The organism is Pontibacillus sp. ABV4_188, from assembly GCF_056311905.1.
The window spans coordinates 3,862,892-3,887,770 of record NZ_CM149975.1 but is presented as its reverse complement, the minus strand read 5'-3'; the positions used below and the strand labels follow the sequence as shown (position 1 = coordinate 3,887,770).

Sequence of the window (24,879 nt, the reverse complement as noted above, 5' to 3'; positions counted from 1 at the left end):
TCCATGTGACTTGGAAAACAACATTTGAACAGTGGAAGCAATATGAGGATTTAGAAACAGATCTTAGAACGAAACTTGAAGAAATAGAAGGCAATCCTTCACAACTAGAAGACGCTTTCTATAAAACACTTGAGTTTGGAACAGGTGGAATGCGTGGCCTGTTAGGTCCTGGTACGAACCGCATGAACACATATACCATTCGAAAAGCTGTAGAAGGACTTGCATTATACATACTTGATCATATTGAGGGAGCTCGTGATAGGGGAGTGGCGATCGCGTATGACTCTCGCTATAAGTCAAAAGAATTTAGTATCGAAGCAGCCCGGGTTCTAGGAGCTCATGGTATTAAAGCGTATGTATATGAGTCGCTTCGTCCTACTCCTTATCTTTCCTTTGCTGTTCGTCATCTTCAAACAGCAGCAGGTATTATGATTACGGCAAGTCATAACCCACCTGAATATAATGGATTTAAGGTTTATAACGAACAAGGTGCCCAAATGCCTCCGGCAGAGGCAAATAAACTAATTTCGTATGTGAACCACGTAGAGAGTGAATTGACTGTGAAGGTACGCGAACAAGAAGAAATTGAACAATCAGAATTACTGACATGGATTGGGTCAGATGTGGACAAAGCGTACACGAATCGTTTGCTTGGAATTATTCGCAATCCACAAATGATTAAAGAGCAATCAGATATGTCAATCGTTTTCACACCTCTTCACGGAACAGCATATCAACCTGTGTTGGATGGGCTAGAACAAGCTGGTTTTAAGAATGTCCATGTTGTTGAAGAGCAAGCGAAACCAGACCCAGAATTCTCTACCGTCTCTTCTCCTAATCCTGAAGAACACCAAGCCTTTGCAAAAGCCATTGAACTAGGAAAAGAAAAAGGGGCAGACCTTCTCATAGCTACAGACCCAGATGCTGACCGTTTGGGAGTAGCCGTTCAGAACGAGGAGGGAGAGTATGTCGTTTTAACGGGGAATCAACTCGGTACGCTAACGATTGATTACCTTCTTTCACAGACGCAGCCCCTTCCTGAAGATGCCACGGTCATCAAAACAATCGTTACGACCGAAATGGGGCGTAAAGTTGCGGAACATTATAATGCTCGTATGATCGAAACATTAACAGGCTTTAAATTTATTGCAGAACAAATTGAAGCTTTTAACCAAAACGGAAGCGGAACGTTCTTGTATGGATTTGAAGAAAGTTATGGATATTTAGTGGACCAGTATGTTCGCGATAAAGATGCAGTTCAAGCAGCAATTACAGCGAGTGAATTAGCTGCACACTGGCGCGGGCAAGATAAGACGCTTTATCAAGCATTAACAGCGCTATATGAGCATCACGGCTATTACTTGGAAGGCTTGCATTCTCTTACGTTAAAAGGGAAAGAGGGCACAGAGAAAATTCAGCAAATCATGGACCGTTTCCGTCAAGATCAGCCAACTCAGTTTGGTTCCTATCGAGTGGTGGCTGTCGAAGATTATTCGGATCAAACCCGTACATTTTTAGACGGAAGTGAATCTGAAGTGATTCAACTACCTCAGGAAAATGTAGTGAAATATGTGTTAGATGAAGACGCCTGGTGTTGTCTCCGCCCATCTGGAACAGAACCGAAGATCAAGTGTTATTTCGGGGTAAAAACAGATGCCTACGAAACAAGCCTGGAGCGGTTGGATGAGTTGAAAGAAGCAATGGTTTCTAAAATGGAAGGTGTTATTGAAGGCTCAGTGAAGTAATAGATGAGACGCCTGTTTTCCTATGCGGGAAAACAGGTGTCTTTTTTATGTCGTTTTTTATGGATACCTGCTTCTTAGTCGGGAAAACTGATATTTATAATGAACTCTTTCTACAATAAGGGATAATAGGTGCGTAGTAACAACATGTATTCTTCGCACGAAGAGGAACAGTCACAACTCATGGTAAAGGTGTATGCTAACAGACAACAAGTGAAGGCTATTATGTTATTGACAAAACTGCGAGGGCAGAATATGATTAAGATAATTAAATAGTCGTTTCCTTCCTAAAGGGGAGTAGCTGTACAATAAAGTCGTCATTGCGAGAGAGATCTCCGGCTTTATTGGCAACGTTCACGTTGTTAGCAAGACCTTTACACAATCTTGTGTAAAGGTCTTTTTTGATGGCCTTTACCACATGCGGTAAAGGCTATTTTTTATACTTTCATATAAAGGAGAAAAGACATGGAACTTCAGTTGTTAGTTGAGTATGGATGGGTATTGCTCGTACTAGTCTTGTTAGAGGGCATTTTGGCGGCGGATAATGCTCTTGTGCTAGCTGTGATGGTAAAGCACTTACCTGAAGAGAAACGTAAGAAGGCCTTATTTTACGGGTTAGCAGGAGCATTTATTTTACGAACTGGTTCGTTATTTATCATTTCGTTTCTTATTGATGTATGGCAGGTCCAAGCAATTGGAGCAGCCTACCTCATCTTCATCTCAATCAATCATCTCTGGAAACAAAAGGTGAAGCGGAAGAAGTTAGATGAAGGCACGGAGGAAGCAGAAGGAAAGAAAAGCGGTTTTTGGATGACGGTTTTCAAAGTAGAGTTAGCAGACATGGCCTTCGCAGTCGATTCGATCTTAGCAGCTGTTGCGCTTGCCGTTTCGTTACCTGAGACGCCTCTTCCGGTAATCGGCAGCCTTGATGGTGGGAAGTTTCTTGTTGTCTTAGCAGGTGGAATGATTGGGATTATCATTATGCGATTTGCAGCAAACAAGTTTGTAGACTTACTAAAGCGTAAGCCAGGGTTAGAAACCGCTGCCTTCATCATCGTTGGTTGGGTTGGTGTGAAACTAGTTGTGACCGTTCTAGCTCATCCATCCTTGCACGTTCTGTCGCATGATTTTGCCCACTCCATATTGTGGAAGGCTATTTTCTATAGCGTTTTAGTGCTCATTGCAGTAGGTGGGTGGTTCTTATCAAGTTCTGAAGAATCAGAAGAACCCTCGAACCAACATTCATAAACTGTAAGAGAGAGGAGACTAATCTGAGACTCCTCTTTTTTTGAGTCTGCATCACACCGGATCACAAGTAGATAAATGAAACGTATTGTGAGCTATTCCACATTTTCCATTTTTGTAATAAACTTTAAATAAAATGACCCAGCAACTTTGGAGAGTGGTATACATGCAAGAATTATTGGGGAACTATGATGGGGATATTGTTTTTCTTTCAATTATAGTGGCCATCATAGGCTCATACTTGGCACTGGATAGTTTTCAACACATTACGCGTTCTAGGAGAGAGATGAAACAGATTTGGATCGGGGTTGGGGCTACAACGATGGGGCTAAGCATTTGGTCCATGCATTTTATTGGCATGACGGCTTATAATGTCGGGATGCCCATTCACTTTAATTGGTGGTTAACCTTCCTATCGATCCTTCCGGCAATCGGAGCATCTTACATCGCATTTTACTTCCACGATAAGGAAAGCGTAGGGCGGGTCCGTATAGCTGTTTCTGGGATCTTTATGGGAGCAGGGATCTCGTCTATGCATTATGTTGGGATGAAGGCGATGTTTATCCCCCGTGTGAATATGGAATATGATCGATTTTATGTGTACCTATCTGTCGTGGTGGCTATCGTTATCTCATTGATAGCCTTGTGGCTGTTTAAGCTTGTTCAATTGAAACAGTCCATCACGGTGAAAGGATTGAGTGCAATTGTAATGGGGAGTGGCATCGCCGCTATGCACTATATAGGTATGGAAGCGGTACGTTTTTCAATGGAGGAAGGGGTGATACCTTCAGGTGAATTTAATGGGGATAAAGTTTTCCTCATCTTAGCCGTTTCTTTAATCATGTCACTGGTTTTATCAGCTGTTATATTGCTCTCTCGAGTGGAGAACCGAAGCACCATGCACTTAGCATACTATGATTTTTTGACGGGGCTTCCGAATCGTTTGCATTTCCTGATGAAGTACGAAGAGTTCTTAAAAAAGGCAAGGAACAAACAGCATAAGATCGCTTGTATTCTGTTCGACGTTGACCATTTTAAGTGGGTGAACGATTCATTTGGATATAAGGCAGGAGACAGAGTGCTTCATCAAATGGCAGAAGCCATTACAGCCTTTGATCAACCGAATATTACCATTGCGCGTCTTGACGGAAATCGATTTGGACTGTTGATTCGAAAGGATATATCGTATAGTGAACTAAGGTCGGTGCTTGAGAAAATCCAAGAGAAAGTAAAGCAAATGACGTTTTCTTACGAACAATTCCAATTTAAAACGACCCTTTCTGTTGGGGCGAGTATGAAGATATTTGATCCTGCTTGTGAAGACGACTTATTTAGTGAAGCAGAACAAGCACTTCACTTTGCTAAAGAGATAGGACGGAACACCGTTCAAATCTATGACCCCTCCATCCATTCTAATGAAAGAGGGCGCTTTTTACTTTCAGAGTTGCGACAAGCAGCTGAGCGTAAGGAATTCTCGCTCGTATACCAGCCTAAAGTGACTACTGCAACACTAGAAGTTACTAAGATCGAAGCGCTTATCCGCTGGCATCATCCAAGGCTCGGGTTTATCTCTCCGGGAGAATTTATACCTCTAGCAGAGAAGAATGGGTTAATTGTCACCATTACAGATTGGGTCATGCGTACTGCTTTCGAGCAATTGAAAAGATGGGAAGAAAAGCATATCCCTATTGACCAGATTTCCATAAACGTGTCTGCCAATCACTTTCAATATGGAAATGTAGCTAAGATGGTCAGCGAATTGATTGGGGAATATGAAATTGATCCTAATAAAGTAGAGCTTGAAATAACCGAAACCTCCGTTATGAGAAACATTGAAGAAGCCGTAAATACGCTTGAGCAGCTAAGGGCACTGGGCGTTCGAATTGCGCTTGATGACTTTGGGACAGGTCTATCTTCCCTTAACTATTTGCAAAGGCTACCGATTGATACGTTAAAGATTGATAAATCATTTATAGATGACTTAGTCCAGGATAGCAAGCAACAAGCTATTGTATCGACTATCATCCATTTAGCTAAACAATTAGGTATGGAAGTGACGGTAGAAGGGGTGGAAGAATCTGATCAGGCCGATCTTCTTCTCTCGTATTCTTGTGATTATATACAAGGGTATTATTATTTTAAGCCGATGCTAGCTGAGGGTATAGAAGAGACTTGCCTCGCATCAAGAAAAGTTTTAGCTAGATAAGAACCCCCGAGATTTTAATAGGACGTAAGAGGACCAAATGAAGATAAACTTTATTATAAGGTTTATTTAGATAGTGGTTAGAGAAAAGGATAGGGAGGAGGGATATTGTGGGGAAATCAGTACAAGATAAGCAATCACAGCTTCAATACTTAACAAATCGATTTCAAATTTTGTCTCAAGTCGTTGAAGCGATGGATGAAGCGAATGCAGAAGCTGAAGATTTGGATCGACTACTGCAAATGATGAAAGATATTGAAGGGAAGGTTGAACGGTTTAAGAAAGACTGGGAGGCTGAAGGCTAATGAGGCAATTGAAATCAATTATGTTAGCGTTATGGCTTCTGTTTATTGTTTATGCCTTTTTCTTAGCTCCTATAGAAAATGGGGGGATGAACTATCTTAAGCGAATCATTACGATGGACTCTCCTGACCCTTTATTGGTAGCTGTATTTAGTATGTTAGGCGTCTGGCCTATGGTGTTTGGGATTCTCTTACTCTCAAAAGATAAAGGGACTATCCCAGCTTGGCCGTTTGTACTTGGTTCTTTCGTTTTAGGGGCTTTTGCTTTATTTCCTTATTTCATATTTCATTACGAGAAGCGTAATCGAACGAACCGAACGTCACAAAAGCTTTATCACACTATAACCAATTCATCTTTTGCCTTAACCCTTTTAGTTATATCTATCCTATTGCTACTATATGGGTTGGTATATGGTAGTTTTTCAGAATATCAACAGGCCTTTTGGGGATCGCGTTTTGTACATACAATGACAATTGATTTTATAATGCTGACGCTCCTTTCCTTGCTCGGAATCTCCCATCATGCCTATTACCAAAACGATCATTCATTAAAGGGCTATTGGCCCCTCGGGTTTATTCCGCTACTAGGACCGCTTTTCTATATAATGATTGCTGGGAAAAGAAACGCGGAAACAGAATAAGATGTAAAAGCAGTACGAGAGCAGATAAGATCTTCTGCACTCGTACTGCTTTTAGTTAATCCTGCTTTAAATATCGTTTATCTTTCAGGAATAGCTTCCAGTGAAGAATGAAAGCTGGGACCAGAATACAAAGACCGATAATATAGGCGATCAGCAGTTGATTAAACATTGTTGGATTTGTGAAACCTTCCTCAATGGTTAGATGCGGATACACCATATAAGGTAGGTGGGCAGAGCCGTAAGCATAAATGGCAAACCCGTATTGAAGCACTACGAATACAACAGATAATCGAGAATATCCGATTTGCCCATTTGGTCGCTTCACAAACAATAACACGTAGCCAATTAAGAATAGGGTAACGGACATGCCGAAGCCATAAAGGTTCTCGCGGAAATTATCAACGATCCAAGAAGCTTCTGGTGGCATAGTGAAGATGGTTAAAACAGCAATAATTAATGACAAAGGACCAAGCCAAATGGCGTGCCGTCTGTACGTTTGATAGGCCGAATCATCTCCTGCTTCACTTGCGTAGTCAGCCAGAAACACCGCTGACAAAAATAAGGCTGTACTGAGACCAAAGGCAATATGCATATAGACGGTTACGCTTGATAAGAGCTTTCCGTATAAAAGCTGAGGATACCCTTCTTCAAAAGCAATAAACCCTCCGAGTGTAATTGGCAAGATACTTACGAGTAAAGAGGGAAGTAACACCCCTGTTACTCCAGATGTGATGCGTAATAGATCTTTGAATCGCTCTGTTTTTCCTTCAAAGACCATAAACGTTGTGCGAATGGTCAATAAAATGAGACCTAAACCAACTGGAAGCAAAAGGACAGTTGCTAACATTCCGGCTGCAAAAGGGAAGAAAGCAACCAGAGTAACAACAAATAAGACGAGAAATACATTGGTGACTTCCCATGTCGGAGATAAGAAGCGGTTGGCGATTTTAGAAGCTGTGGAATCTTTCTTGTTTCCATACACCATCCCCCAAAAACCAGCTCCAAAGTCCATAGACCCCGTTATGGAGTACAGGAAAAGAATGCTCCAAAGAATGGCGACTGCAAGTAAGGATTCTTCCATTTCTTATACCCCTTTCTCAACAAGTTCTGATTCAACAGGGTTACGCTTGAAGTAGGACACCATCACAGCTACAGTAACGACAAGTAGAATCGCATACAAAATCACGAATAAAGCGAATAAAATTCCAACATTATTGGCATGAGTAGCTGCGTCACTGGTCTTTAAGACGTTAACAATCGTGTAGGGTTGTCTGCCAATACAACTGAAACACCAACCAGCCTCAATTCCAATAATCGCTAGAGGTCCTCCGCCTACAAATAGCGCAAGCATCCATCCAGGGAGCTCTTTTTTCAAGATCCATCTCCAGAAAATGGCGAGGAAGGATAAACCAATAAGCATGGTACCAATACCGACCATAACGTTAAATAACGTATGGACGAACAAAGGAGGCCACAGTTCTTCAGGATATTCATTCAGTCCTTTGACCTCAGTATCAAATCGGTCTCCAGCAAGGAAGCTTAAAGCGTAAGGAATCTCGATTGCATACTTTACTTCCTGATCTTCACGGGAGGTCCACCCTCCAACAGAAAGGGGAGCGTGTGTAGTGGTTTCAAATAACCCTTCAGCTGCCGCTAATTTTCTGGGATTGTATTCATGAAGCATTTGCGCTGTTTCATGTCCGTTAATCGCAGTTGAAAGAGACATGATTGCACCGATATAAATCGCAAGTGTAATGCTTTTCTTATGATAATGGCGTTCCTGTTCTGAGATATTGCTCTTTAAAAGCCGAGCTGCAGCAATAGAGCCAACCAGGAAGGCAACCGTCATATAGGCAGAAACTGTAACATGTATAGCGGTTACAACAAAGCTAGGGTTGAAGAAGGCTCGCCATGGATCGACATTGATGACTTCTCCATTGGCATTCATTTCAAAACCAGCTGGCGTGTTCATCCATGCGTGCGCATCTGTTATTAAAATAGCTGACGCAGCAGCGCCAATCGCAACAGAAGTAATACTAATTAAACGTAGCCAGGTTGGCAGACGATCCGCTGCATAAAGGTAAATGGACATAAAGACGGCTTCAATTAAGAAAGCAAAGATCTCAATTTGGAAAGGCAGTGCAATAACCTGGCCTACAATTTGCATAAAACCAGGGAATAATAGCGAAATTAAAACCCCGACAATGGTACCCGATGCAATGGCAACGGCTAAGAGGATGGCAAAGCCCTTCGTCCATCGTTTCGACATAATTTTGTAGTCTTCATCTTTGGTTATAACATACATGATTTCAGCCACAATGATCATCAGGGGAACGCCAACCCCGATCGTGGCATAAATAATGTGAAAGCCCATCGACGTGCCAAATAGAGCACGTGCAAGCATAACTGTATCCACCACTACTCACCTCATCATTCGTTTCATATCTGTGTTTAGTTATGCCGTGACCGATTGGAAATTATGCATGGATTTGGGGATGGTCCCAATATGGTTTACTAGTCGTTTGTTGATTCGTTTAAGTGGGAATGTAAGATGGCAGGAGGGATTGAACAATGGCAAAGATTTTAGTCATGTACCCGCACCCAACGGATAAACAGGGATTTAAAGATCAACACGAAGAAGTTCACCTGCCTTTAGTGAATGCTGTAGAGGGTGTAAAGAATGTAGTGATTCATTCTGTTGGAGAAACGATTAATGTAAAGCAAGATATTTACTTAGTTGTAGAAATTGAATTTGATAACCAAGAAATATTACAACAAGCCCTATCTTCCGAACAGTGGCAAAAGGTTCAAGCAGATGTAGATCATCTTATGGAATACCTTACAGAAGCCCCTAGCATGATTATTACACAATAAAACTACCCGGTCTCGCCACAAAGGCGAAACCGGGTAGTTTTATTAGCTTCGATGGTAATCTTGAAATTTAAGACTATGTTTACGTTTGCTTGAACATAAGTGGTTCGGGAGGTTCTATACCTAGCAATGCAACACGATTATGCTTACGCTGAGGGGCCGTTTGCAAACTAGAGCAAGGGGTGGATGGGGAACGGGGAGACTCCTGCGGGATAAAAAGGTCGACGAGACCCCGCAGGGCGGTCTTCCCGAGGAGGCTCGACAGCTTGCCCGCGGAAAGCGAGTCGTTCCCCAGCCACCCCAACCACTCATCAAACGTAACGGCCGCGGTCCTAAGCTAAGCTGGCTCTCTTAGGTTGAAAGTCGATCGAAACGATTCAGAGCACTTAGGGTGCCTTCTGTAAGGATGCCGCTCCACTCCTGCTGTGCTTTTTCCCAAGCTTCAGGGTAATCATTCCATTCCCAAGCCGGAGTTAGCTTCCCGTTTTCTTCAATTTTCTCTACGAAGAAATCTAGATTGTCTTCAACTTTAAAGTCAGGAATTCCGAATTTAGGAGAGTCCGGTGACGGGATGAATTTAAGCGGGAAGGGTACATACTTCTCCCAGTTCTCCCTGTCTAATTTCACAAGAGATTGTACGGCTTTCGTTAATTGTCGCTCCACTTTTTCTGTGCGCTGATCCGGGATCATGGCGAACAGCCGTAAATAACAGTAAATCTCGTGCTCCGATTTAAACGATTCTAATTGTAGGAAATGTTGCATGGCTTGATCAATAAGCTTTGGAATATGTAAGGCTGTTACGTACTCCTCGAACAAATATAAGTATCCAATTAATTCAGCACTTGGATTGCCCCAATTCTCATCGATCCATGACATTCCATTCTTGTGAACAGTCCACCAGAATGCGTGTGGGTAGTCATTGCTTTTTTCAGGTACGGCAAGCCATCCTTGTCTTTCTTCTAAGAACGAATATTCTAAGTATCTAATGGCTTCACGGATCATCGTATCTGCTTTAGGTTCATCTGCAAATCGAACTAAATGTTGTAGAGCAACAGAAGTCGCGATAGGAGATGAGTCCTGAAGCTGAATATCTGGTTCTAGTCCCTGACCAAAGCCTCCGTCTACATTTTGATAGGCGTGTAAAGCGTTTAAGACTTCATCCGCTGTTCCGTCCTCAAATTCGTATGCGAAAAGCGCCTGTTCAAGGGGGCGGCCCTTCATCATGATCCAGTTACGAGCTCTTTTAAATGCTTCGTGTGATAATTGTTTCAAGCAAATCCTCTCCTTTTCCTCCATTGTATCATCTCTGAGTTTGGTCTTCTTGTGAATAACGTTATGCAAATGTGTGAAATTCCAATAAATGATGGGTATGGAACCGGCTCTCTTCTACACAAATTAGCTGTAAGAACAATTTCTTAATAGTAGGAGTAATGCGTATGAAGGACAAACGGTGGGACTTATTGGCTCTGGCATCGATTCCTCTTATGATGACCCTTGGAAATTCTATGTTAATTCCTGTTCTGCCTCTTATGGAGCGTGAGATGAATATTACTTCATTTCAGTCTAGCTTGGTGATCACAATTTATTCAGTCATCGCCATTCCGCTTATACCTGTGTTCGGATATTTCTCTGATAAATGGGGGAGGAAAAAAGTGATCATTCCGAGTCTTATTATGGTAGCGATAGGAGGGGGGATTGCTACTTTTGCCGCTTGGTCATTACCGAATCCGTATTGGCTGATCTTAGTAGGTAGATTCATACAAGGCATTGGAGCTTCAGGAGCATTTCCGGTCGTCATCCCGACAGTTGGAGATATGTTCAAAGATCAAAAGGAGATAAGTAAAGGGCTTGGGATCATTGAAACGGCCAATACATTCGGGAAAGTTCTTAGTCCTGTTTTAGGGGCTTTTTTAGCTGTTGTGGTGTGGTACCTTCCGTTCTTGTTTATACCGATTCTGTCTTTGGTTTCCATTTTACTAGTCATATTTCTTGTTAAGGTTCCAAAAGAAGAGGAAAAAGAACATAAGTCAACGCTGCGTAAGTTTATAAAGAATACGAAAGATTTAATTATGGAGAATAAGCACTGGATTTTTTCCGTTTTTGCTACGGGTGGCGTTCTTATGTTTATATTATTTGGGTTGCTTTTTCATTTCTCTAGTGTTTTGGAAGATGACTTTAAGAAGCTGGGATATGCAAAAGGTCTATACTTAGCCGTTCCTCTTCTGTTTCTCTGCATTGCATCTTACACGTCAGGTTGTAAAATCGGAGAGAATAAAGTCATGATGAAGTGGTTGATTGTAGCGGGCAATAGCATCGCTGCACTGAGCTTCTTGTTCGTTGGGGGTAACACCGGTTTAGCGCTATTTTTAGTGATTTTGTCAGTAGCGGGGGCTGGGATTGGGATTGCTTTACCATGCATGGATGCGTTCATTACAGAGGGGGTCCCTAAGGAGGAGAGGGGAACGATTACATCCATTTATAGTAGTATTCGTTTTGTTGGGGTAGCTGCTGGACCTCCTGTAATTGCTGTTATGATGAAAGAAATGCCAGGAGTTATTTATTATAGTTTTTCTGCTTTATGTATTCTCCTCGTTCTTATGAACTGGCTATCCTTAGATACAAGTAAAAAAGGCTAACACATGTGCTTCTTGCAAGTGTTAGCCCTTTTGAATTTCCTCAGCTACCATCCATCCAGATAGAGAAGTTCCAAGCGTTCCTGCTCCTGGAAAAACAGTATCTCCGCATGCATAAATGCCCTGAAGACCTGTATAAACAGATTGGTGTTGTAACCAGCTGAACCTTCCATTTGGGATATAGCCACCTACACGACCTTTATCTCGTTTAACAAATCTCTCAAATGTTACCGGTGTACCAGGCATTAAGACATTAATGTGAGATCTGAAGTCCGGGAAATGGGTTTCAATCCCGTCTAGTATGCGTTCGGTATATCGCTCTTTTAAATCTTCATAGTCATCCCGCTTCCACCACTGTGCAACTTCTGTGTGAGTGGAGATCGTGATCGCCCTTTTACTGTGAGGGGCCATTCGCGTGTCGTCCTTACTTGATAGGGAGAGAAGGAACTGGTTTCCCTCTGACAGTGGCTTCGTTTTATCCTGGATGATTTGATGATACAACACATCCTCTGGAAAGATGTCATCTACTCCTAAATAAAGCATAAACGCTCCCCAGGAAGAAGTAAGGTCATCTTTTTTGATGGCAGATTGTTTATGAACCTCTTGGTCGAATAGTTGGTGGAAGTTATGAAGAGAGTTATTCAACACGACTTTAGAAGCTTCGTACTGACGGTCTCTGCGGCTCTTGACCACCCAGCGGTCCTCTTGTGGAACAATATGAATTGCGGGTCTTCTAAGTAAGACTTCTCCGCCGTTTGCTTTGATGGACTCCGCTAATTTCTCAGCTATAGTAGCAAGTCCCCCTTGTACAGAAAAAGCGCCTTTATGAAACGTTTGGAGGGCTGCATATCCAAGGAAAGCCGGACATTGGTCTGCGGTCGTTTGAACACTGTCCATCAGCTGTCCATTCAAGAAGGACATAAATGTTTCATCTTGATGAAGGTTATAAGATTTAAGTCGATCCATTACCGTTTGAGTCATGTATGGGGTAAGTGCGATCGAATTGGAGTTGACGTACTTGAGAAGCTTTGGCCAGTCTTTCCAATGGTTTGGTGGAAATACAGGCAGATCTAAGAGGAGCTCGTCAATGCGAGAGCCGATTTTAAAGACCTCTTCATAGAAACGTTTCACTTTTGGGCTGTTTGTGGGAAATACTCTGTCGACTTCTTGATACCAGCGATTTGTTTCCTGGTAGTAATGAATTGTATCATGTGGTGTGTAAATGTTCATGATTGTTTCTAAGGATGTCATAGGAGGTAAATCCATTTCAAGCTCATCAAATACCCGTTTTAATACACCGCCCTTTTCAAAGCCCATTCCAACTGTCGCGCCAGCACCGAATCGGTACCCATGACGATCAAATTTACCAGCACAACCTCCAAGCTCATTAGAGGCTTCAAGCACAGCAACCGAATATCCCTTTTTAGCAAGCATTGCAGCTGACGTTAATCCCCCAAACCCAGCGCCAACAACTATCACATCATACCGGTTCATACCCACACACCCTCTCAAAAACATAGTACTCCCATTATACAACCCCTTCCCCGCACTGTCTTATATTAGTAGGCTAAAGCGTGCCAGACACGCGTTGATGCTTTAGAGTGCTGCAGGGTGCCAGGCACGCGTTAGCGCTTTAGAGAACCGCAGAGTGCCTGGCACCCTGCGGCCCATTACTGTAATAAAGCGGGTGACTTTGTTTTGAGGGGGAGGTGTGGTACGTTGGGAATAGATAGGATTTACTTATTAAAGGAGGCAGCATCATGCCAAAGCATCATTTCAACCTTACAGCAGAATGGCCGGGCGGGCGCAATTCTGTTGGTCAAATAGAGGCGGATCGACTGAAAACTGAGATTTCGATCCCACCAGAGATGGAGGGGCCAGGAATCGGTACGAACCCTGATGAAATGCTTCTAGGAGCGGCAGCAACGTGTTATATCATTACACTTGGTGCAATGATTGAACGTGCAGAACTTCCTCTTCATGAGATGAGCATGACATCAGAAGGCATTGTGGATGTAACAAAAGGTGTCATTTCATACGACGAAATCATCCACCGTCCCGTGGTTTCTTTGAAACATGAGGCGACAGAAGCTCAGTTTGAAAAGCTAAAGAAGCTTGTTGAAAAGGCTGAATCAAGTTGTATGATCTCAAGAGCGGTACAAGGCAATGTGAAGATTTCTCTTGATCCATCACTGTCAATTCAATAAAGGAACACTTTAGTAGAGTGAAGCGTGCCAGACACCCTTTCGCCCTGCAATACTTTACAGAGTGGAAGGGTGTCTGGCACGCTCTGTAACTTTATTGTGATAAAGTGTTGAAGAGGTGTTTTTTCGTTGCGTGAGATTGGAAAATAAATTATAGTGTAAGTGTACAATGGAATCTTGATAATCGAATAATTCCTTCGGGGTCGGGTGAAAATCCCAACCGGCGGTGATCAAGCTTTGTCTTGCTAGCCCGCGACCCGCAGAGTATTCTCTTGCGGTTGATTTGGTGAGAAACCAGAGCCGACGGTTAAAGTCCGGATGGGAGAAGGAATAGGAGTAGACTTTACTGGTGCAAAGTGTAAAACCAGCAGTAGTCAGAAAATTCTGGACGTGTGTCCGTTTTTTTAACACTCAATTGAGACCCTGGGGTAAGTGTATCTTCCTCAGGGTTTTTTATATGGAATGAGATAGGAGGTGGAAATGTGAACCAGGACGAGAAGTATATGAGAACAGCTATAGAAATGGCTCAAGCTACAAAAGGCCAGACTTCACCAAATCCAGCCGTTGCATCTGTTGTCGTTAAGAATGGAGCGGTGCTTGGTATGGGGGCTCACTTAAAAGCAGGCCATGCCCATGCTGAAGTCCATGCATTAAATATGGCCGGCAGCCATGCCGAAGGCGCGACGATTTATGTGACCCTCGAGCCATGCAGTCACTACGGCAAAACACCACCATGTGCAGATCGTATTGTAGAAGCAGGAATAAAACGGGCTGTGATTGCTACCCTTGACCCGAATCCACAAGTAGCTGGGCGTGGTGTGGAGAAGCTGAAGCAAGCCGGCATTGAAGTCGTCACCAATGTTTTAAAAGAACAGGCTGACGATTTGAATGAAGTCTTTTATCACTATATATCAACAAAAACCCCCTACGTGACTCTTAAGAACGCTATGTCTTTAGATGGGAAGATTGCAACAGTTACGGGGGAGAGCCAGTGGATAACTGGTGAAGAAGCAAGGACCGATGTCCATCAAGATCGTCATAAACACGATGCCATTTTAGTCGGTGTAAACACAGTGATAAAAGATCGGCCTCGGCTAACGACGCGGTTACCTGATGGAGGAAAGAACCCCGTTCGTATTGTACTGGATACGCATTTGCGCACTCCTGTTGAAACACCCCTAATCCAAAACCCCGAAGCGCCAACTTGGCTAATAGCAGGGAATAACGTTTCAGAAGAACAAAGAGAAAAATATAAAGCTTTTCCACATGTGGAGATCCTCACTTTAGCCAGTTCACATGTCACTGTTGAGGAGGCTCTTTATCTGCTTGGAGAAAAGGGGATTACCTCCATTTATGTAGAAGGGGGAGCGACGGTGAATGATGCATTCTTGAGAGCAGGTTCTGTACAGCAGGTCATCACCTATATCGCCCCAAAGATGATCGGAGGTCAAGATGCCCCGACTCCAGTGGGCGGACAAGGCATCCATGCGCTCAAGGAAGCTCTGAATCTTCAAATAAAAGAAGTTGTTCATATGGGCAACGACTTGAAAATCGTATCTAAACCTAACCGTTAGAGGTGAAACGATGTTTACTGGAATTATAGAAGAAATGGGTTCTGTTAAAGGAATCAAACAAGGACAAGAAGCAATGGAAATCACGGTAACAGCTCAGACCGTTTTAGAAGATGTCCACCTTGGGGATAGCATCTCCGTGAACGGCGTATGCTTAACGGTAACGGATTTTACCTCCCAAGAAGCACGGTTTGATGTAATGCCTGAAACATTTCATGCAACGAATTTGCGTGAGATTACAACGGGAAGCAAGGTGAACCTAGAACGCTCAATGAAAGCAGATGGTCGTTTTGGTGGTCATATGGTTTCAGGGCATGTAGATGGTGTGGGAACAATTACGAGCAAGAAACAAGATTCCAATGCCATTTACTACACGATTGAGCTTCCGGAAGATTTAATGGACTATTTTGTTTATAAGGGATCGGTTGCTGTTGATGGAACGTCTTTAACGGTATTTGGTGTAGATCAAAACACCATCACGATCTCACTCATCCCTCACACTGTAGAGCACACCGTTCTTGGTGATAAAGGAAAAGGCGACCGTGTAAACATTGAAATTGATATGCTTGGCAAATACGTTGTTAATTTCTTATCCAAGCAACAGCATCAAGCGAAATCCTCATCTATCACAGAAGGATTTCTAGCAGAAAACGGATTTAAATGATCCGTAAAAAATGGAGTGAACCACTATGTTCGATTCAATAGAAGATGCGCTAAACGATTTGAAACAAGGCAAAGTCGTCATTGTTTGCGACGACGAAGATCGTGAGAATGAGGGCGACTTGATTGCCCTTGCTGAACATGCAACACCTGAAGTAATCAACTTTATGATCACCTATGGGAAAGGGCTTGTTTGTACGCCGGTAACAGAAGAACTGGCTAATCGTTTAGAGCTATTCCCAATGGTTGAACGAAACACTGATCCACATGGAACAGCCTTTACAGTAAGTATTGACCATCAAACAACATCAACAGGAATCTCAGCCGCAGAGCGTTCAGTTACGGTTCAACAGCTCTTAAATCCAGAAGCAAAATCTCAAGATTTCAAGCGACCTGGACACGTCTTCCCTCTCCTCGCAAAAGAAGGAGGCGTTCTTCGCCGAGCTGGTCATACAGAAGCGGCAGTAGATTTGGCTAAATTGGCAGGGGGAGAGCCCGCTGGTGTGATTTGTGAAATCATTAAAGACGACGGCGAAATGGCACGAGTACCAGATCTTCGTCAGATGGCTGATGAGCATAATTTAAAGATGATTACCATTCAAGATCTTATCCAATATCGAAATCGTGAAGACAAGCTCGTTCAACGAGAAGTTGAAATTAATCTCCCGACAGAATATGGTGAGTTTAGAGCTGTTGGGTATTCAAATGAGATCGACGGAAAAGAACATGTCGCTCTTGTAAAAGGGGACATTAAGCCCGGCGAACCTACCTTGGTTCGCGTACATTCAGAGTGTCTTACCGGTGACGTATTTGGTTCGTACCGATGTGACTGTGGTCCGCAGTTACATGCTGCCTTAAAGCAAATTGATGAGGCTGGCCAAGGTGTATTGCTATACATGCGTCAGGAAGGCCGGGGAATTGGGCTTCTAAACAAAATGCATGCCTATAAGCTCCAAGAGCAAGGTCTTGATACAGTCGAGGCAAATGAAAAATTAGGGTTTGCTGCTGACCTTCGTGATTACGGGATAGGAGCTCAAATTTTAAAAGATCTTGGCATTACCCAATTAAATTTACTCACGAACAACCCTAAGAAAATTACAGGTTTAAAAGGGTACGGTTTAGAAGTAGTTGACCGCGTTCCCATTCAAATGGACCGACGCTTAGAAAATGAACACTATTTAAGTACGAAGCAATCTAAAATGGGACACTTATTTCACTATTAATTCGAGGAGGAATCATATATGGGACAAACATTTGAAGGACATTTAGTAGGAACAGGACTGAAAATTGGAATTGTTGTTGGCCGCTTCAACGACTTTATCACAAGTAAACTTAACGAAGGCGCTCAAGATGCACTAAAGCGTCATGGTGTGGCAGAAAACGATGTAGACGTTGCATATGTACCAGGAGCATATGAGATTCCAATGATCGCTAAGCGTATGGCTGATACAGGCAAGTACGATGCAGTGATTACGCTAGGGGCGGTTATTCGAGGGTCCACTCCTCACTTTGATTATGTGTGCGGAGAAGCAGCAAAAGGCGTTTCGCAAGCCTCTATGCAAACAGGAGTACCGGTGATCTTTGGTGTAATCACTACAGAAACGATCGAGCAAGCTATTGAACGTGCTGGCACAAAGGCTGGCAATAAAGGCTTCGAAGCAGCAACTGCGGCCATTGAAATGGCAACGCTAAATAAGGCTTTTGAACAATAAGTTGAATCTTAAAGGGGGCCAATTGGCCTCCTTTTTCTATTTCTTGAAACAAAATCCAGATTACGCTCGTACATTATAGTAGTAACCGAACGGTAAGGAGCGTGTTTGAATGGATCAGCAACGTTTAGAGCACAAAATGGAGAGATACATAGAGATCGTGAGTCAGTTGAAGAGGAAGCTGAAGTGGTCTGTTTCAAACAATCAAACCTATATGATGATTGCTTCCATGTACGTCGTGAATGAGAAAGAGTTTAATATGGATCGTTTCTTAGATATGAGTGAGTATATTAAAGGGGAAGTGGGGGTGTTTTCAACCTTAAAGTCTCAGACTAGATTTACAACAGCCGCGATGCTTGATATTCATTTTGATACACCTAAAGAAATGTTTCATAAGTACCTAGAAGTGTATGAGGCGTTCGTGGATCAGAGATTCCAGCGTGGGGTATTCACCTATATTGCAGCTATGGTTCATTTTTTAAAGCATAAGGAACTTAATCTTCCGCTTGTTCAGCGTGCGCGATCAATCTATAAGGGGATGCGCGTGGAACACCCATTTCTTACAACGAACACGGACTACCCGTTGTCTGTCCTTTTAGGAGAGGTGGAGAAAGAAGAGGACGCCCTCATTAATTACGTGGAGGCCTTTTATGCTCATTTGGACGATAATGGGTTTACGAAAGGGAATCAACTGCAGTTTCTAAGTCATATCCTTGCCCTGCCTTCAGAAGAGTCAGAGAGAGCGATAGTGGAGCGGGTTCAAAAGGTGAAATCCACTTTTGTTGATCTTCGTTTAAAAGGGAAGCAAGCATATTATCCGGAAATGGGGATGCTTTCGTTAATAGAAAATGGAGAAACGCATGTGAATACAATTAAACAGCTTTCTAATCAACTTGATAAAAGGAAATTGTTTAAATGGTATCCGGATATGAACGTAAAGATCACAACGAATATAGTTGTTAGTGAAATTACAGGAAATACAAATGTAACGGAGACGAGTTTATATACAGCATTAGAAGCGATTATTCAAGCTCAACAGGCTGCTATGGTTGCTGTTCTTGCAAGTAGTTCAGCTGTAGTAGCTGGCGGTGGAGACGGATCATAAGGAAAGCGGACGCCCTTTAAGTAAGGGCGTCCGCTTTTTTTCATATTAGTATCCGTATCCACCGCTAAACGCTCCAGCGCCGATGATGATAAGAAGAATAAATAACACAACGACTAAGGCGAATCCTCCACCATAATTTTGAGACATGTGTTCCACCTCTTTAACTTGAAATATAGTACTCTTTCATACCATATGCGTCTTCATCAAAAGAGGAAGGGCGAATGTCCCGGTTCCATTTTATAATACAAAATAAGTCATGACGGACAAAAGTACGGATGTAATAAGCATTGCAGCGAGGGGTCGCATCGCCTTTGATTTAATGCTAGCCATGCTGACATTTAACCCTAATCCGCTCATCGCCATAGCTAACAAGAAAGTAGTGACGTTTGAGACACCTGTTAAGAAAGCGTCAGAAGTTGGAATTGCATCACCTAACACGTACGTTCCTAATACACTCATAATGATAAACCCTATTAAGAACCAAGGGAAGTTGACCTGTGCTTGAGTCTCGTCGTCGCGCTTTTGTCGCATCCAAAATACAAGAATAAAGGAAAGAGGGATCAGAAGGAGAACTCGTCCTAACTTTGCAAGTAGCGCCATACCGAGCGCATCTTCACCAGCTGGTTCAGCGGCAAGGGCTACATGTGCGATTTCATGTAAGCTAAGCCCTGACCAAATCCCGTATTGTTCCGCTGTAATTGGAAGAAAAGGCCCGATAATCGTGTAGGCAATACCAAACACTGTTCCTACAAGAGCAATAATCCCAACGCTCAATGCGGTATCTTCTTCTTTTGATTTTAAAATGGGTGATACAGCAGCAATAGCCGCAGCACCGCATACTCCAGTACCGACGGCAAGTAACATAGTGATCATCCAGTTTGCTTTAAGCCATCTGGATAAAAGCATCGTTATAACAATAGCGAATACAATCGTGCCTGCTCCTTTAGCAAGCAAACCAAGACCTTCATTTAACACAACATCTATGTTGAGCTTTAAGCCAAATAAAATAATGGCAACACGAAGCAATTTCTTTGTTGAGAATTGTAGGCCAGTGTGAAGAACAGTGGGATAGCCAAATGCTTGGCGAAACACGATGGCCAAAAGAATGGACGTCGCTAAAGCTCCTATATATTGAAATCCTGGGAGCCCTGCAAGAAGAACGCCCATTGTAGCTAATATGAAAGTAAATCCGATTCCTCCGAAGAATGGATAACGGGATAAGAATGTATACATAACGTGCACCTCCGTTCATATATGTTACGCTCATGAAGGATATAAGTTAAATAAATCATATTAATGTATACTATAAGTAAACACTTATAGTAAGGAGTGATGAAGGTGAATGATACGTTTAAAGTTTTTATTACTGTAGTAGAGCAAGGCGGTTTCTCTAAAGCCGCTGAATCCTTATATATGACACAACCAGCAGTGAGCCAGTATATTAAATCCCTTGAATCTAAGATGGATGTACAGTTATTAGACCGCTCGTATAGAAGAATTGTGCCGACAAAAGCTGGAAAGATTGTGTATGAGCACGCAAAGCAAATTATTGGGCATCAGGATACGATGCACCATTTAATTCATGAATTGTTTAATGAACCAAAAGGTGAACTGTCGATTGGAGCAAGCTATACGTTTGGAGAGTATGTTCTACCTCGTATTATTGCAAAGATGCGAAAAGAGTATCCTTCTATTCATCCAAAGATCAATATTGGGAACACACAGGATATCGCAAAGCAAGTAGCTAACATGGAGCTTGATATCGGAATTGTTGAGGGTGAGGTGGATGAGCCTTCTATTGATACTTGTCCCTTTGCTGAAGATGAAATGAAAATCGTAGCCTCAAATGATCACCCTTTAGCGCAGAAAGAGTATGTAACGTTGAGTGAGGTAGAAGAGACTATATGGATTACGAGGGAAATTGGGTCAGGGACGCGTGCAGCAACAGAGCGAATGTTTCATAATCTCTCCATTTCACCAAAAGAACGTATGGAGTTTGGTAGCACTCAAATTATTAAAGAATCTGTTGAAGCAGGACTTGGTGTAACCTTCTTATCGCTATGGACGATAAGAAAAGAGATTGAGATGGATAGCCTTGCGATCATCAACATACCAGAAGCCACGCTAAAACGAAGCTTCTCCATTCTAAAACGCCAAAAACCCATGCACACCAAAGCCACCACCATCTTTCAACAACTCATCCAATCCAATACCTAACCCCCTTCACCACACTACAGAAGAACAGCGTGCCAGACACCCTTTATTGGTTTAGCAAGATAAAGGGTGTCTGGCACGCTCTGTTGCTTTAAAGGGGTATTGTTGTGCTAGGAGACGCATTGAGAGTTTATGAGGGGGATGTGGATTGGTTAGGATGAGGGTATAGATTGGTAGAGGAGGTGCCTTATGAATAAGGTAAATGTAGTATGGTTTCGACAGGATTTACGGTTAAGTGATCATAAGGCGTTATATTATGCACTTAAAGACGCTGAACAATCTGGGGCAAATGTGATTGGGTTATTTCATATACATCCATCTCTAAATGATTCATTTACAGTTCGGCATGATTATTTCTTCCGAACGTTAGAAGATCTTGTGAACCGGGCTGCTGAGCAACAGTTTCCCATTCATTTCATTACAGGAGAAGTTGAAGAAGCGTTTCAACACTTGCTCGATCAAGACTTTACGGTTCAATCCGTATTCTATAATAAAGATGAAGTAGGTTTCGGCCGAAAGCGTGATCAATCGGTTACGAAGTGGCTTGAAGCCCAGGACATACCAGTCGAAAGCTTTGTAGATGCTCACATTCATGGAGCTGAAGAAGTTCATAAGAAGGATGGTGGCTATTACAAAGTATTCACGCCGTATTACCGAATGTGGTCTTCTTTAGATAAGCCTGCTGTGTACTCTGTTGATAAGAAAAAGCTTTCAGAGCTAGGTGTAGATTTCACAAACCAATTTAAGGAGGGAGAGAAAGCTTTTCAAGATTTACTCTCAAACTGCACGAAAGAATGGAATCATATCGGGGAACGCTCAGCCATTCAACGGCTGGCTCACTTTCTCCACAATAAGGTACACCAGTATGAAGAGAATCGGGACTTCCCTGCAAAGAACGCTACGAGTATGATCTCGCCATATTTAAAAAATGGTGTTCTATCTCCCCGGACGGTCTATCATAAAGCGATGGAAGAGAAAGAGGAAAATGGAGGAGAATCGAAAGGGCTCGAAACGTACATCTCTGAAATTGCCTGGCGTGATTTCTATAATATGATTCACTACATGTATCCAAACAGTAAGCATGAGGAAGTAAGTGAGCAGTATCAAGGCATTGATTGGAATCAGGATGAAGATTACTTTGAGAAATGGAAAGAGGGAGAGACAGGTTATCCGATCGTAGATGCAGCCATGAAGCAGTTGAATACGATTGGCTGGATGCACAATCGCCTGCGGATGGTCGTAGCTTCCTTCTTGACGAAAGACTATCTAGTGGATTGGCGAAAAGGAGAACGCTATTTTGAAGAGCGTCTTATTGATTATGATGCTTCTTCAAACATAGGGGGATGGCAATGGGCGGCATCTACAGGAACAGACGCTGTGCCGTACTTTCGCGTATTTAACCCAACGCGCCAATCTGAACGGTTCGACCCAGAAGGGGACTTCATCAAATCCTATCTTCCTCAACTGAAAGATGTACCTAAGAAGTATATCCATGAACCTTCTAAGATGTCAGCAGAAGAGCAGGAACGCTATAATTGTAAAATAGGAGAAGACTACCCTGAACCAAGTGTTGACCATAAAACAATGCGCAAAAGGGCAATCGAAGTCTTTGAAAAACAAAAGGATTCCTAATGAACCAGAAGGTATGATGCTTGTTAAACGGTTGATCTAGATGAAGGCAGACAGAATCCCTTGCCTAAGTCCTCTTGACTAGGCAAGGTTTTGAAAATATGAAATAATAAGAAAAAAGCAAATGCGATCATGGAGGGAAAAAACGATGAAGCCGACAGAACAACAACTGCAAAAATATGCTGATCTCGCGATACATACTGGTGTTAATTTACAAGAAGGACAAGCACTAGTGATTAATTCTAGCGTGGAGAATGCTGAATTTGTTCGTATAGTAGCTAAACGAGCGTACGAAGCAGGAGCGAAAGATGTCCACGTTCGTTGGTCTGATGAGGACCTAACGTACTTGAAGATGAAGAATGCTCCAATGGAAGTATTAGAAAATGTACCAGGATGGAAAGTGGATGAGGTTATGAGTTATGCCAAGGACGGTGCTTCTGTTCTTTCGATTTATGCTCCTAACCCTGATCTGTTAAAAGACATCGACCCAGCTCGTGTTGCTGCGGCCAATAAGGCTGGCGGACAGGCAATGAAAGAATACCAGCAGTACGTGATGAATGATAAAATTACGTGGTCCATAGTATCTGTTCCAACTGTGAACTGGGCGAAGAAGGTTTATCCTAATGCCACTCAAGAAGAAGCAATGGACCAGTTGTGGGATCAAATCTTTAAGATTACAAGAATCGACCAGGACGACCCAATCGCAGCTTGGGAAGAGCATAACGCGACATTGCGTAAAGCTCGTGCCTATTTAAATGAAAAGCAGTACAAAAAGCTTGTCTACAAAGCCCCAGGCACAGATCTATCTGTGCAACTCGTTGATAACCACATTTGGCACGGAGGAGACACGAAGTCTCAGGACGGTGTGAAGTTTAATCCGAATATGCCTACTGAAGAAGTATTTACAATGCCGCACAAAGACGGCATCAATGGTACCGTGACGAGCACGAAACCATTAAATTATGCAGGAAATCTAATTGAAAACTTCACTCTTACATTTGATAACGGAAAAGTTGTAGACTTTAAGGCCGAAGAGGGAGAAGAGACGCTAAAACTACTTCTCGACACAGACGAAGGAGCCCGTCGCTTAGGGGAAGTAGCACTAGTACCCCACCGCTCTCCAATATCACAATCAGAACTGATCTTCTTCAACACGTTATATGACGAGAATGCGTCTTGCCACTTAGCCCTAGGCGGCGCCTACCCTACAAACGTAGAAGGCGGATCTAACATGAGCGAAGACGAGAAAGCTAAACATGGCGTAAACGAAAGCATGGTACACGAAGACTTTATGATGGGCTCATCCGACATGGATATCGACGGTGTCTATGAAGACGGCACAACCGAGCCAATCTTCCGTAACGGAAACTGGGCCATCGATTTTGAATAAAGAATAAACGAAAAAGCCCAAGCCCCGTGTTTGGGCTTTTCTTCTTTTTCTTAGGCTCTGTTAAAGTTAAGTGTTAATTTTATAGTAGGTTCGTTTCAGAATATGACAAATATGGCATGCTACCGTTACTACTAATATGAAAAAGGTGATTTCCCCAACCACCTTAAGCTCAATTATGCAAACGGAAGCATACTCTCAACTTATATAGTGAAAGGACTCACATGGTTCCCGAATATTCGGGGAATCTAACTACCAGAACAGAAACAAAGGATGAAAAACATGAGTGATAAACAAGTAGAAGACTACCTACAAAATGGAATCTATGGCACGCCTGAGACGAAGCCATCTGAGAGAAAGCGTTTTTTAGGAACGATTCGCGAACGCGTGGTATTTGCCCTTACGAAAGGTCAGGTTATGAAGAAAAAAGGCGTACAAGAGATGGAAGAGAAGATAGCAAACAACAAAAATGCACATCTTCTGATAAACGGTAAGATCAGTTCACGATACTATAAGAATTACCGTGACTTAGCTTTAAAACATGGGCTGGAGTATACAGTTGTGAATAACAAAGATGCAAATTCAGATTTAGGGGCAGTCCTTACTTACGAACATGCCGTCGATCATGAAGAAATTTTTTTACAAGAGGACAAACCCCAACAGAAGCCAGCGCAGAAGGGAAATTTCATTAAGCGTTTTCTTAATTTCTTAAGAAGAACACCATAATTTGGTTTTGGGGGACTCTCCTTTGGGAAGAGGTCTT

23 protein-coding genes and 1 riboswitch are annotated in these 24,879 nt (G+C 42.6%); of the genes, 17 read left to right on the top strand and 6 right to left on the bottom strand.

The window, feature by feature from the left end:
• Positions 1 to 5: 5 nt before the first annotated feature.
• The 5 genes from ACYX4O_RS19500 to ACYX4O_RS19480 all read left to right on the top strand — a co-directional run bounded on the left by ACYX4O_RS19500 (position 6) and on the right by ACYX4O_RS19480 (position 6,133).
• On the top strand, positions 6 to 1,745 hold the full coding sequence (locus ACYX4O_RS19500; RefSeq protein WP_476353326.1) for a phospho-sugar mutase: 1,740 nt from the start codon (positions 6 to 8) through the stop codon (positions 1,743 to 1,745).
• A 462-nt stretch (positions 1,746 to 2,207) separates the two neighbouring features.
• Positions 2,208 to 2,990 (top strand): TerC family protein, encoded by a 783-nt coding sequence (locus ACYX4O_RS19495; protein WP_476353324.1) that lies wholly within the window; start codon positions 2,208 to 2,210, stop codon positions 2,988 to 2,990.
• Positions 2,991 to 3,153: 163 nt separating this feature from the next.
• Positions 3,154 to 5,193 (top strand): bifunctional diguanylate cyclase/phosphodiesterase, encoded by a 2,040-nt coding sequence (locus ACYX4O_RS19490; protein WP_476353322.1) that lies wholly within the window; start codon positions 3,154 to 3,156, stop codon positions 5,191 to 5,193.
• A 107-nt stretch (positions 5,194 to 5,300) separates the two neighbouring features.
• Positions 5,301 to 5,495: an SE1561 family protein gene (locus ACYX4O_RS19485; RefSeq protein ID WP_476353320.1), complete on the top strand. Its 195-nt coding sequence runs from the start codon at positions 5,301 to 5,303 to the stop codon at positions 5,493 to 5,495.
• The gene (locus tag ACYX4O_RS19480) at positions 5,495 to 6,133 is read left to right on the top strand and encodes a hypothetical protein (protein ID WP_476353318.1); all 639 of its coding nucleotides are present in this window, start codon (positions 5,495 to 5,497) and stop codon (positions 6,131 to 6,133) included. The genes ACYX4O_RS19485 and ACYX4O_RS19480 overlap by 1 nt, the downstream gene beginning before the upstream one ends.
• A 55-nt stretch (positions 6,134 to 6,188) precedes the next feature.
• Here the strand turns inward: ACYX4O_RS19480 and ACYX4O_RS19475 are convergent, their stop codons facing one another.
• On the bottom strand, positions 6,189 to 7,214 hold the full coding sequence (locus ACYX4O_RS19475; protein ID WP_476353316.1) for a cytochrome d ubiquinol oxidase subunit II: 1,026 nt from the start codon (positions 7,212 to 7,214) through the stop codon (positions 6,189 to 6,191).
• Between the two features lie 3 nt (positions 7,215 to 7,217).
• The gene (locus ACYX4O_RS19470; protein ID WP_476357215.1) at positions 7,218 to 8,549 is read right to left on the bottom strand and encodes a cytochrome ubiquinol oxidase subunit I; all 1,332 of its coding nucleotides are present in this window, start codon (positions 8,547 to 8,549) and stop codon (positions 7,218 to 7,220) included.
• 155 nt (positions 8,550 to 8,704) lie between these two features.
• Here ACYX4O_RS19470 and ACYX4O_RS19465 point away from each other — a divergent pair, with 155 nt between their 5' ends.
• Complete coding sequence (locus tag ACYX4O_RS19465; protein ID WP_476353314.1) at positions 8,705 to 9,007, top strand: EthD family reductase; 303 nt, start codon at positions 8,705 to 8,707, stop codon at positions 9,005 to 9,007.
• A 348-nt stretch (positions 9,008 to 9,355) separates the two neighbouring features.
• Here ACYX4O_RS19465 and ACYX4O_RS19460 read toward each other — a convergent pair whose 3' ends face one another.
• Positions 9,356 to 10,276, bottom strand: a complete 921-nt coding sequence (locus ACYX4O_RS19460; protein ID WP_476353312.1) for a hypothetical protein — start codon at positions 10,274 to 10,276, stop codon at positions 9,356 to 9,358.
• A gap of 164 nt (positions 10,277 to 10,440) precedes the next feature.
• Between ACYX4O_RS19460 and ACYX4O_RS19455 the strand changes: the two genes are divergently transcribed.
• Entirely contained in the window at positions 10,441 to 11,640 is a 1,200-nt protein-coding gene (locus ACYX4O_RS19455) for an MFS transporter (protein ID WP_476353310.1), read from the top strand.
• 21 nt (positions 11,641 to 11,661) lie between these two features.
• Here the strand turns inward: ACYX4O_RS19455 and ACYX4O_RS19450 are convergent, their stop codons facing one another.
• Positions 11,662 to 13,131 (bottom strand): phytoene desaturase family protein, encoded by a 1,470-nt coding sequence (locus ACYX4O_RS19450; protein WP_476353308.1) that lies wholly within the window; start codon positions 13,129 to 13,131, stop codon positions 11,662 to 11,664.
• 266 nt (positions 13,132 to 13,397) lie between these two features.
• Here ACYX4O_RS19450 and ACYX4O_RS19445 point away from each other — a divergent pair, with 266 nt between their 5' ends.
• From ACYX4O_RS19445 to ACYX4O_RS19420, 6 genes are all read left to right on the top strand, one after another.
• Entirely contained in the window at positions 13,398 to 13,844 is a 447-nt protein-coding gene (locus ACYX4O_RS19445) for an OsmC family protein (RefSeq protein ID WP_476353306.1), read from the top strand.
• A gap of 186 nt (positions 13,845 to 14,030) precedes the next feature.
• A riboswitch (FMN riboswitch) is annotated at positions 14,031 to 14,175 on the top strand.
• A gap of 169 nt (positions 14,176 to 14,344) precedes the next feature.
• Positions 14,345 to 15,415, top strand: a complete 1,071-nt coding sequence (gene ribD / locus ACYX4O_RS19440) for a bifunctional diaminohydroxyphosphoribosylaminopyrimidine deaminase/5-amino-6-(5-phosphoribosylamino)uracil reductase RibD (RefSeq protein WP_476357214.1) — start codon at positions 14,345 to 14,347, stop codon at positions 15,413 to 15,415.
• Positions 15,416 to 15,425: 10 nt separating this feature from the next.
• Positions 15,426 to 16,076, top strand: a complete 651-nt coding sequence (ribE, locus tag ACYX4O_RS19435; RefSeq protein ID WP_476353304.1) for a riboflavin synthase — start codon at positions 15,426 to 15,428, stop codon at positions 16,074 to 16,076.
• Positions 16,077 to 16,101: 25 nt separating this feature from the next.
• A complete protein-coding gene (locus ACYX4O_RS19430) occupies positions 16,102 to 17,295 on the top strand; it encodes a bifunctional 3,4-dihydroxy-2-butanone-4-phosphate synthase/GTP cyclohydrolase II (RefSeq protein WP_476353302.1) in 1,194 nt (397 codons plus the stop codon).
• 18 nt (positions 17,296 to 17,313) lie between these two features.
• Entirely contained in the window at positions 17,314 to 17,784 is a 471-nt protein-coding gene (ribH, locus tag ACYX4O_RS19425; protein ID WP_476353300.1) for a 6,7-dimethyl-8-ribityllumazine synthase, read from the top strand.
• A 109-nt stretch (positions 17,785 to 17,893) separates the two neighbouring features.
• The gene (locus ACYX4O_RS19420; protein ID WP_476353298.1) at positions 17,894 to 18,886 is read left to right on the top strand and encodes a DUF4003 family protein; all 993 of its coding nucleotides are present in this window, start codon (positions 17,894 to 17,896) and stop codon (positions 18,884 to 18,886) included.
• Positions 18,887 to 18,931: 45 nt separating this feature from the next.
• Here ACYX4O_RS19420 and ACYX4O_RS19415 read toward each other — a convergent pair whose 3' ends face one another.
• Both ACYX4O_RS19415 and ACYX4O_RS19410 read right to left on the bottom strand, forming a co-directional pair.
• Positions 18,932 to 19,033, bottom strand: a complete 102-nt coding sequence (locus ACYX4O_RS19415; RefSeq protein ID WP_188650714.1) for a YjcZ family sporulation protein — start codon at positions 19,031 to 19,033, stop codon at positions 18,932 to 18,934.
• Positions 19,034 to 19,123: 90 nt separating this feature from the next.
• Complete coding sequence (locus ACYX4O_RS19410) at positions 19,124 to 20,119, bottom strand: YeiH family protein (protein ID WP_476353295.1); 996 nt, start codon at positions 20,117 to 20,119, stop codon at positions 19,124 to 19,126.
• Between the two features lie 105 nt (positions 20,120 to 20,224).
• On the opposite strand from ACYX4O_RS19410, the gene ACYX4O_RS19405 reads away from it, so the two are divergent.
• The 4 genes from ACYX4O_RS19405 to ACYX4O_RS19390 all read left to right on the top strand — a co-directional run bounded on the left by ACYX4O_RS19405 (position 20,225) and on the right by ACYX4O_RS19390 (position 24,842).
• Positions 20,225 to 21,103 carry a LysR substrate-binding domain-containing protein gene (locus ACYX4O_RS19405; RefSeq protein ID WP_476353293.1) on the top strand — a complete coding sequence of 293 codons (879 nt, stop codon included), beginning with the start codon at positions 20,225 to 20,227 and terminating at the stop codon, positions 21,101 to 21,103.
• A 186-nt stretch (positions 21,104 to 21,289) separates the two neighbouring features.
• Complete coding sequence (locus ACYX4O_RS19400; RefSeq protein ID WP_476353291.1) at positions 21,290 to 22,732, top strand: cryptochrome/photolyase family protein; 1,443 nt, start codon at positions 21,290 to 21,292, stop codon at positions 22,730 to 22,732.
• A gap of 145 nt (positions 22,733 to 22,877) precedes the next feature.
• A complete protein-coding gene (locus ACYX4O_RS19395) occupies positions 22,878 to 24,119 on the top strand; it encodes an aminopeptidase (protein WP_476353289.1) in 1,242 nt (413 codons plus the stop codon).
• Positions 24,120 to 24,398: 279 nt separating this feature from the next.
• Positions 24,399 to 24,842 carry a YueI family protein gene (locus tag ACYX4O_RS19390; protein ID WP_476353288.1) on the top strand — a complete coding sequence of 148 codons (444 nt, stop codon included), beginning with the start codon at positions 24,399 to 24,401 and terminating at the stop codon, positions 24,840 to 24,842.
• The last annotated feature ends 37 nt before the right edge of the window (positions 24,843 to 24,879 follow it).

Coding starts and splice junctions, on each gene's coding strand:
- ACYX4O_RS19495 (WP_476353324.1), top strand. CDS start 2,208: ATGGAACTTCAGTTGTTAGTTGAGTATGGATGGGTATTGCTCGTACTA.
- ACYX4O_RS19490 (WP_476353322.1), top strand. CDS start 3,154: ATGCAAGAATTATTGGGGAACTATGATGGGGATATTGTTTTTCTTTCA.
- ACYX4O_RS19480 (WP_476353318.1), top strand. CDS start 5,495: ATGAGGCAATTGAAATCAATTATGTTAGCGTTATGGCTTCTGTTTATT.
- ACYX4O_RS19475 (WP_476353316.1), bottom strand. CDS start 7,214: ATGGAAGAATCCTTACTTGCAGTCGCCATTCTTTGGAGCATTCTTTTC.
- ACYX4O_RS19465 (WP_476353314.1), top strand. CDS start 8,705: ATGGCAAAGATTTTAGTCATGTACCCGCACCCAACGGATAAACAGGGA.
- ACYX4O_RS19455 (WP_476353310.1), top strand. CDS start 10,441: ATGAAGGACAAACGGTGGGACTTATTGGCTCTGGCATCGATTCCTCTT.
- ACYX4O_RS19450 (WP_476353308.1), bottom strand. CDS start 13,131: ATGAACCGGTATGATGTGATAGTTGTTGGCGCTGGGTTTGGGGGATTA.
- ACYX4O_RS19445 (WP_476353306.1), top strand. CDS start 13,398: ATGCCAAAGCATCATTTCAACCTTACAGCAGAATGGCCGGGCGGGCGC.
- ribD (WP_476357214.1), top strand. CDS start 14,345: ATGAGAACAGCTATAGAAATGGCTCAAGCTACAAAAGGCCAGACTTCA.
- ribE (WP_476353304.1), top strand. CDS start 15,426: ATGTTTACTGGAATTATAGAAGAAATGGGTTCTGTTAAAGGAATCAAA.
- ACYX4O_RS19430 (WP_476353302.1), top strand. CDS start 16,102: ATGTTCGATTCAATAGAAGATGCGCTAAACGATTTGAAACAAGGCAAA.
- ribH (WP_476353300.1), top strand. CDS start 17,314: ATGGGACAAACATTTGAAGGACATTTAGTAGGAACAGGACTGAAAATT.
- ACYX4O_RS19420 (WP_476353298.1), top strand. CDS start 17,894: ATGGATCAGCAACGTTTAGAGCACAAAATGGAGAGATACATAGAGATC.
- ACYX4O_RS19415 (WP_188650714.1), bottom strand. CDS start 19,033: ATGTCTCAAAATTATGGTGGAGGATTCGCCTTAGTCGTTGTGTTATTT.
- ACYX4O_RS19410 (WP_476353295.1), bottom strand. CDS start 20,119: ATGTATACATTCTTATCCCGTTATCCATTCTTCGGAGGAATCGGATTT.
- ACYX4O_RS19400 (WP_476353291.1), top strand. CDS start 21,290: ATGAATAAGGTAAATGTAGTATGGTTTCGACAGGATTTACGGTTAAGT.
- ACYX4O_RS19395 (WP_476353289.1), top strand. CDS start 22,878: ATGAAGCCGACAGAACAACAACTGCAAAAATATGCTGATCTCGCGATA.
- ACYX4O_RS19390 (WP_476353288.1), top strand. CDS start 24,399: ATGAGTGATAAACAAGTAGAAGACTACCTACAAAATGGAATCTATGGC.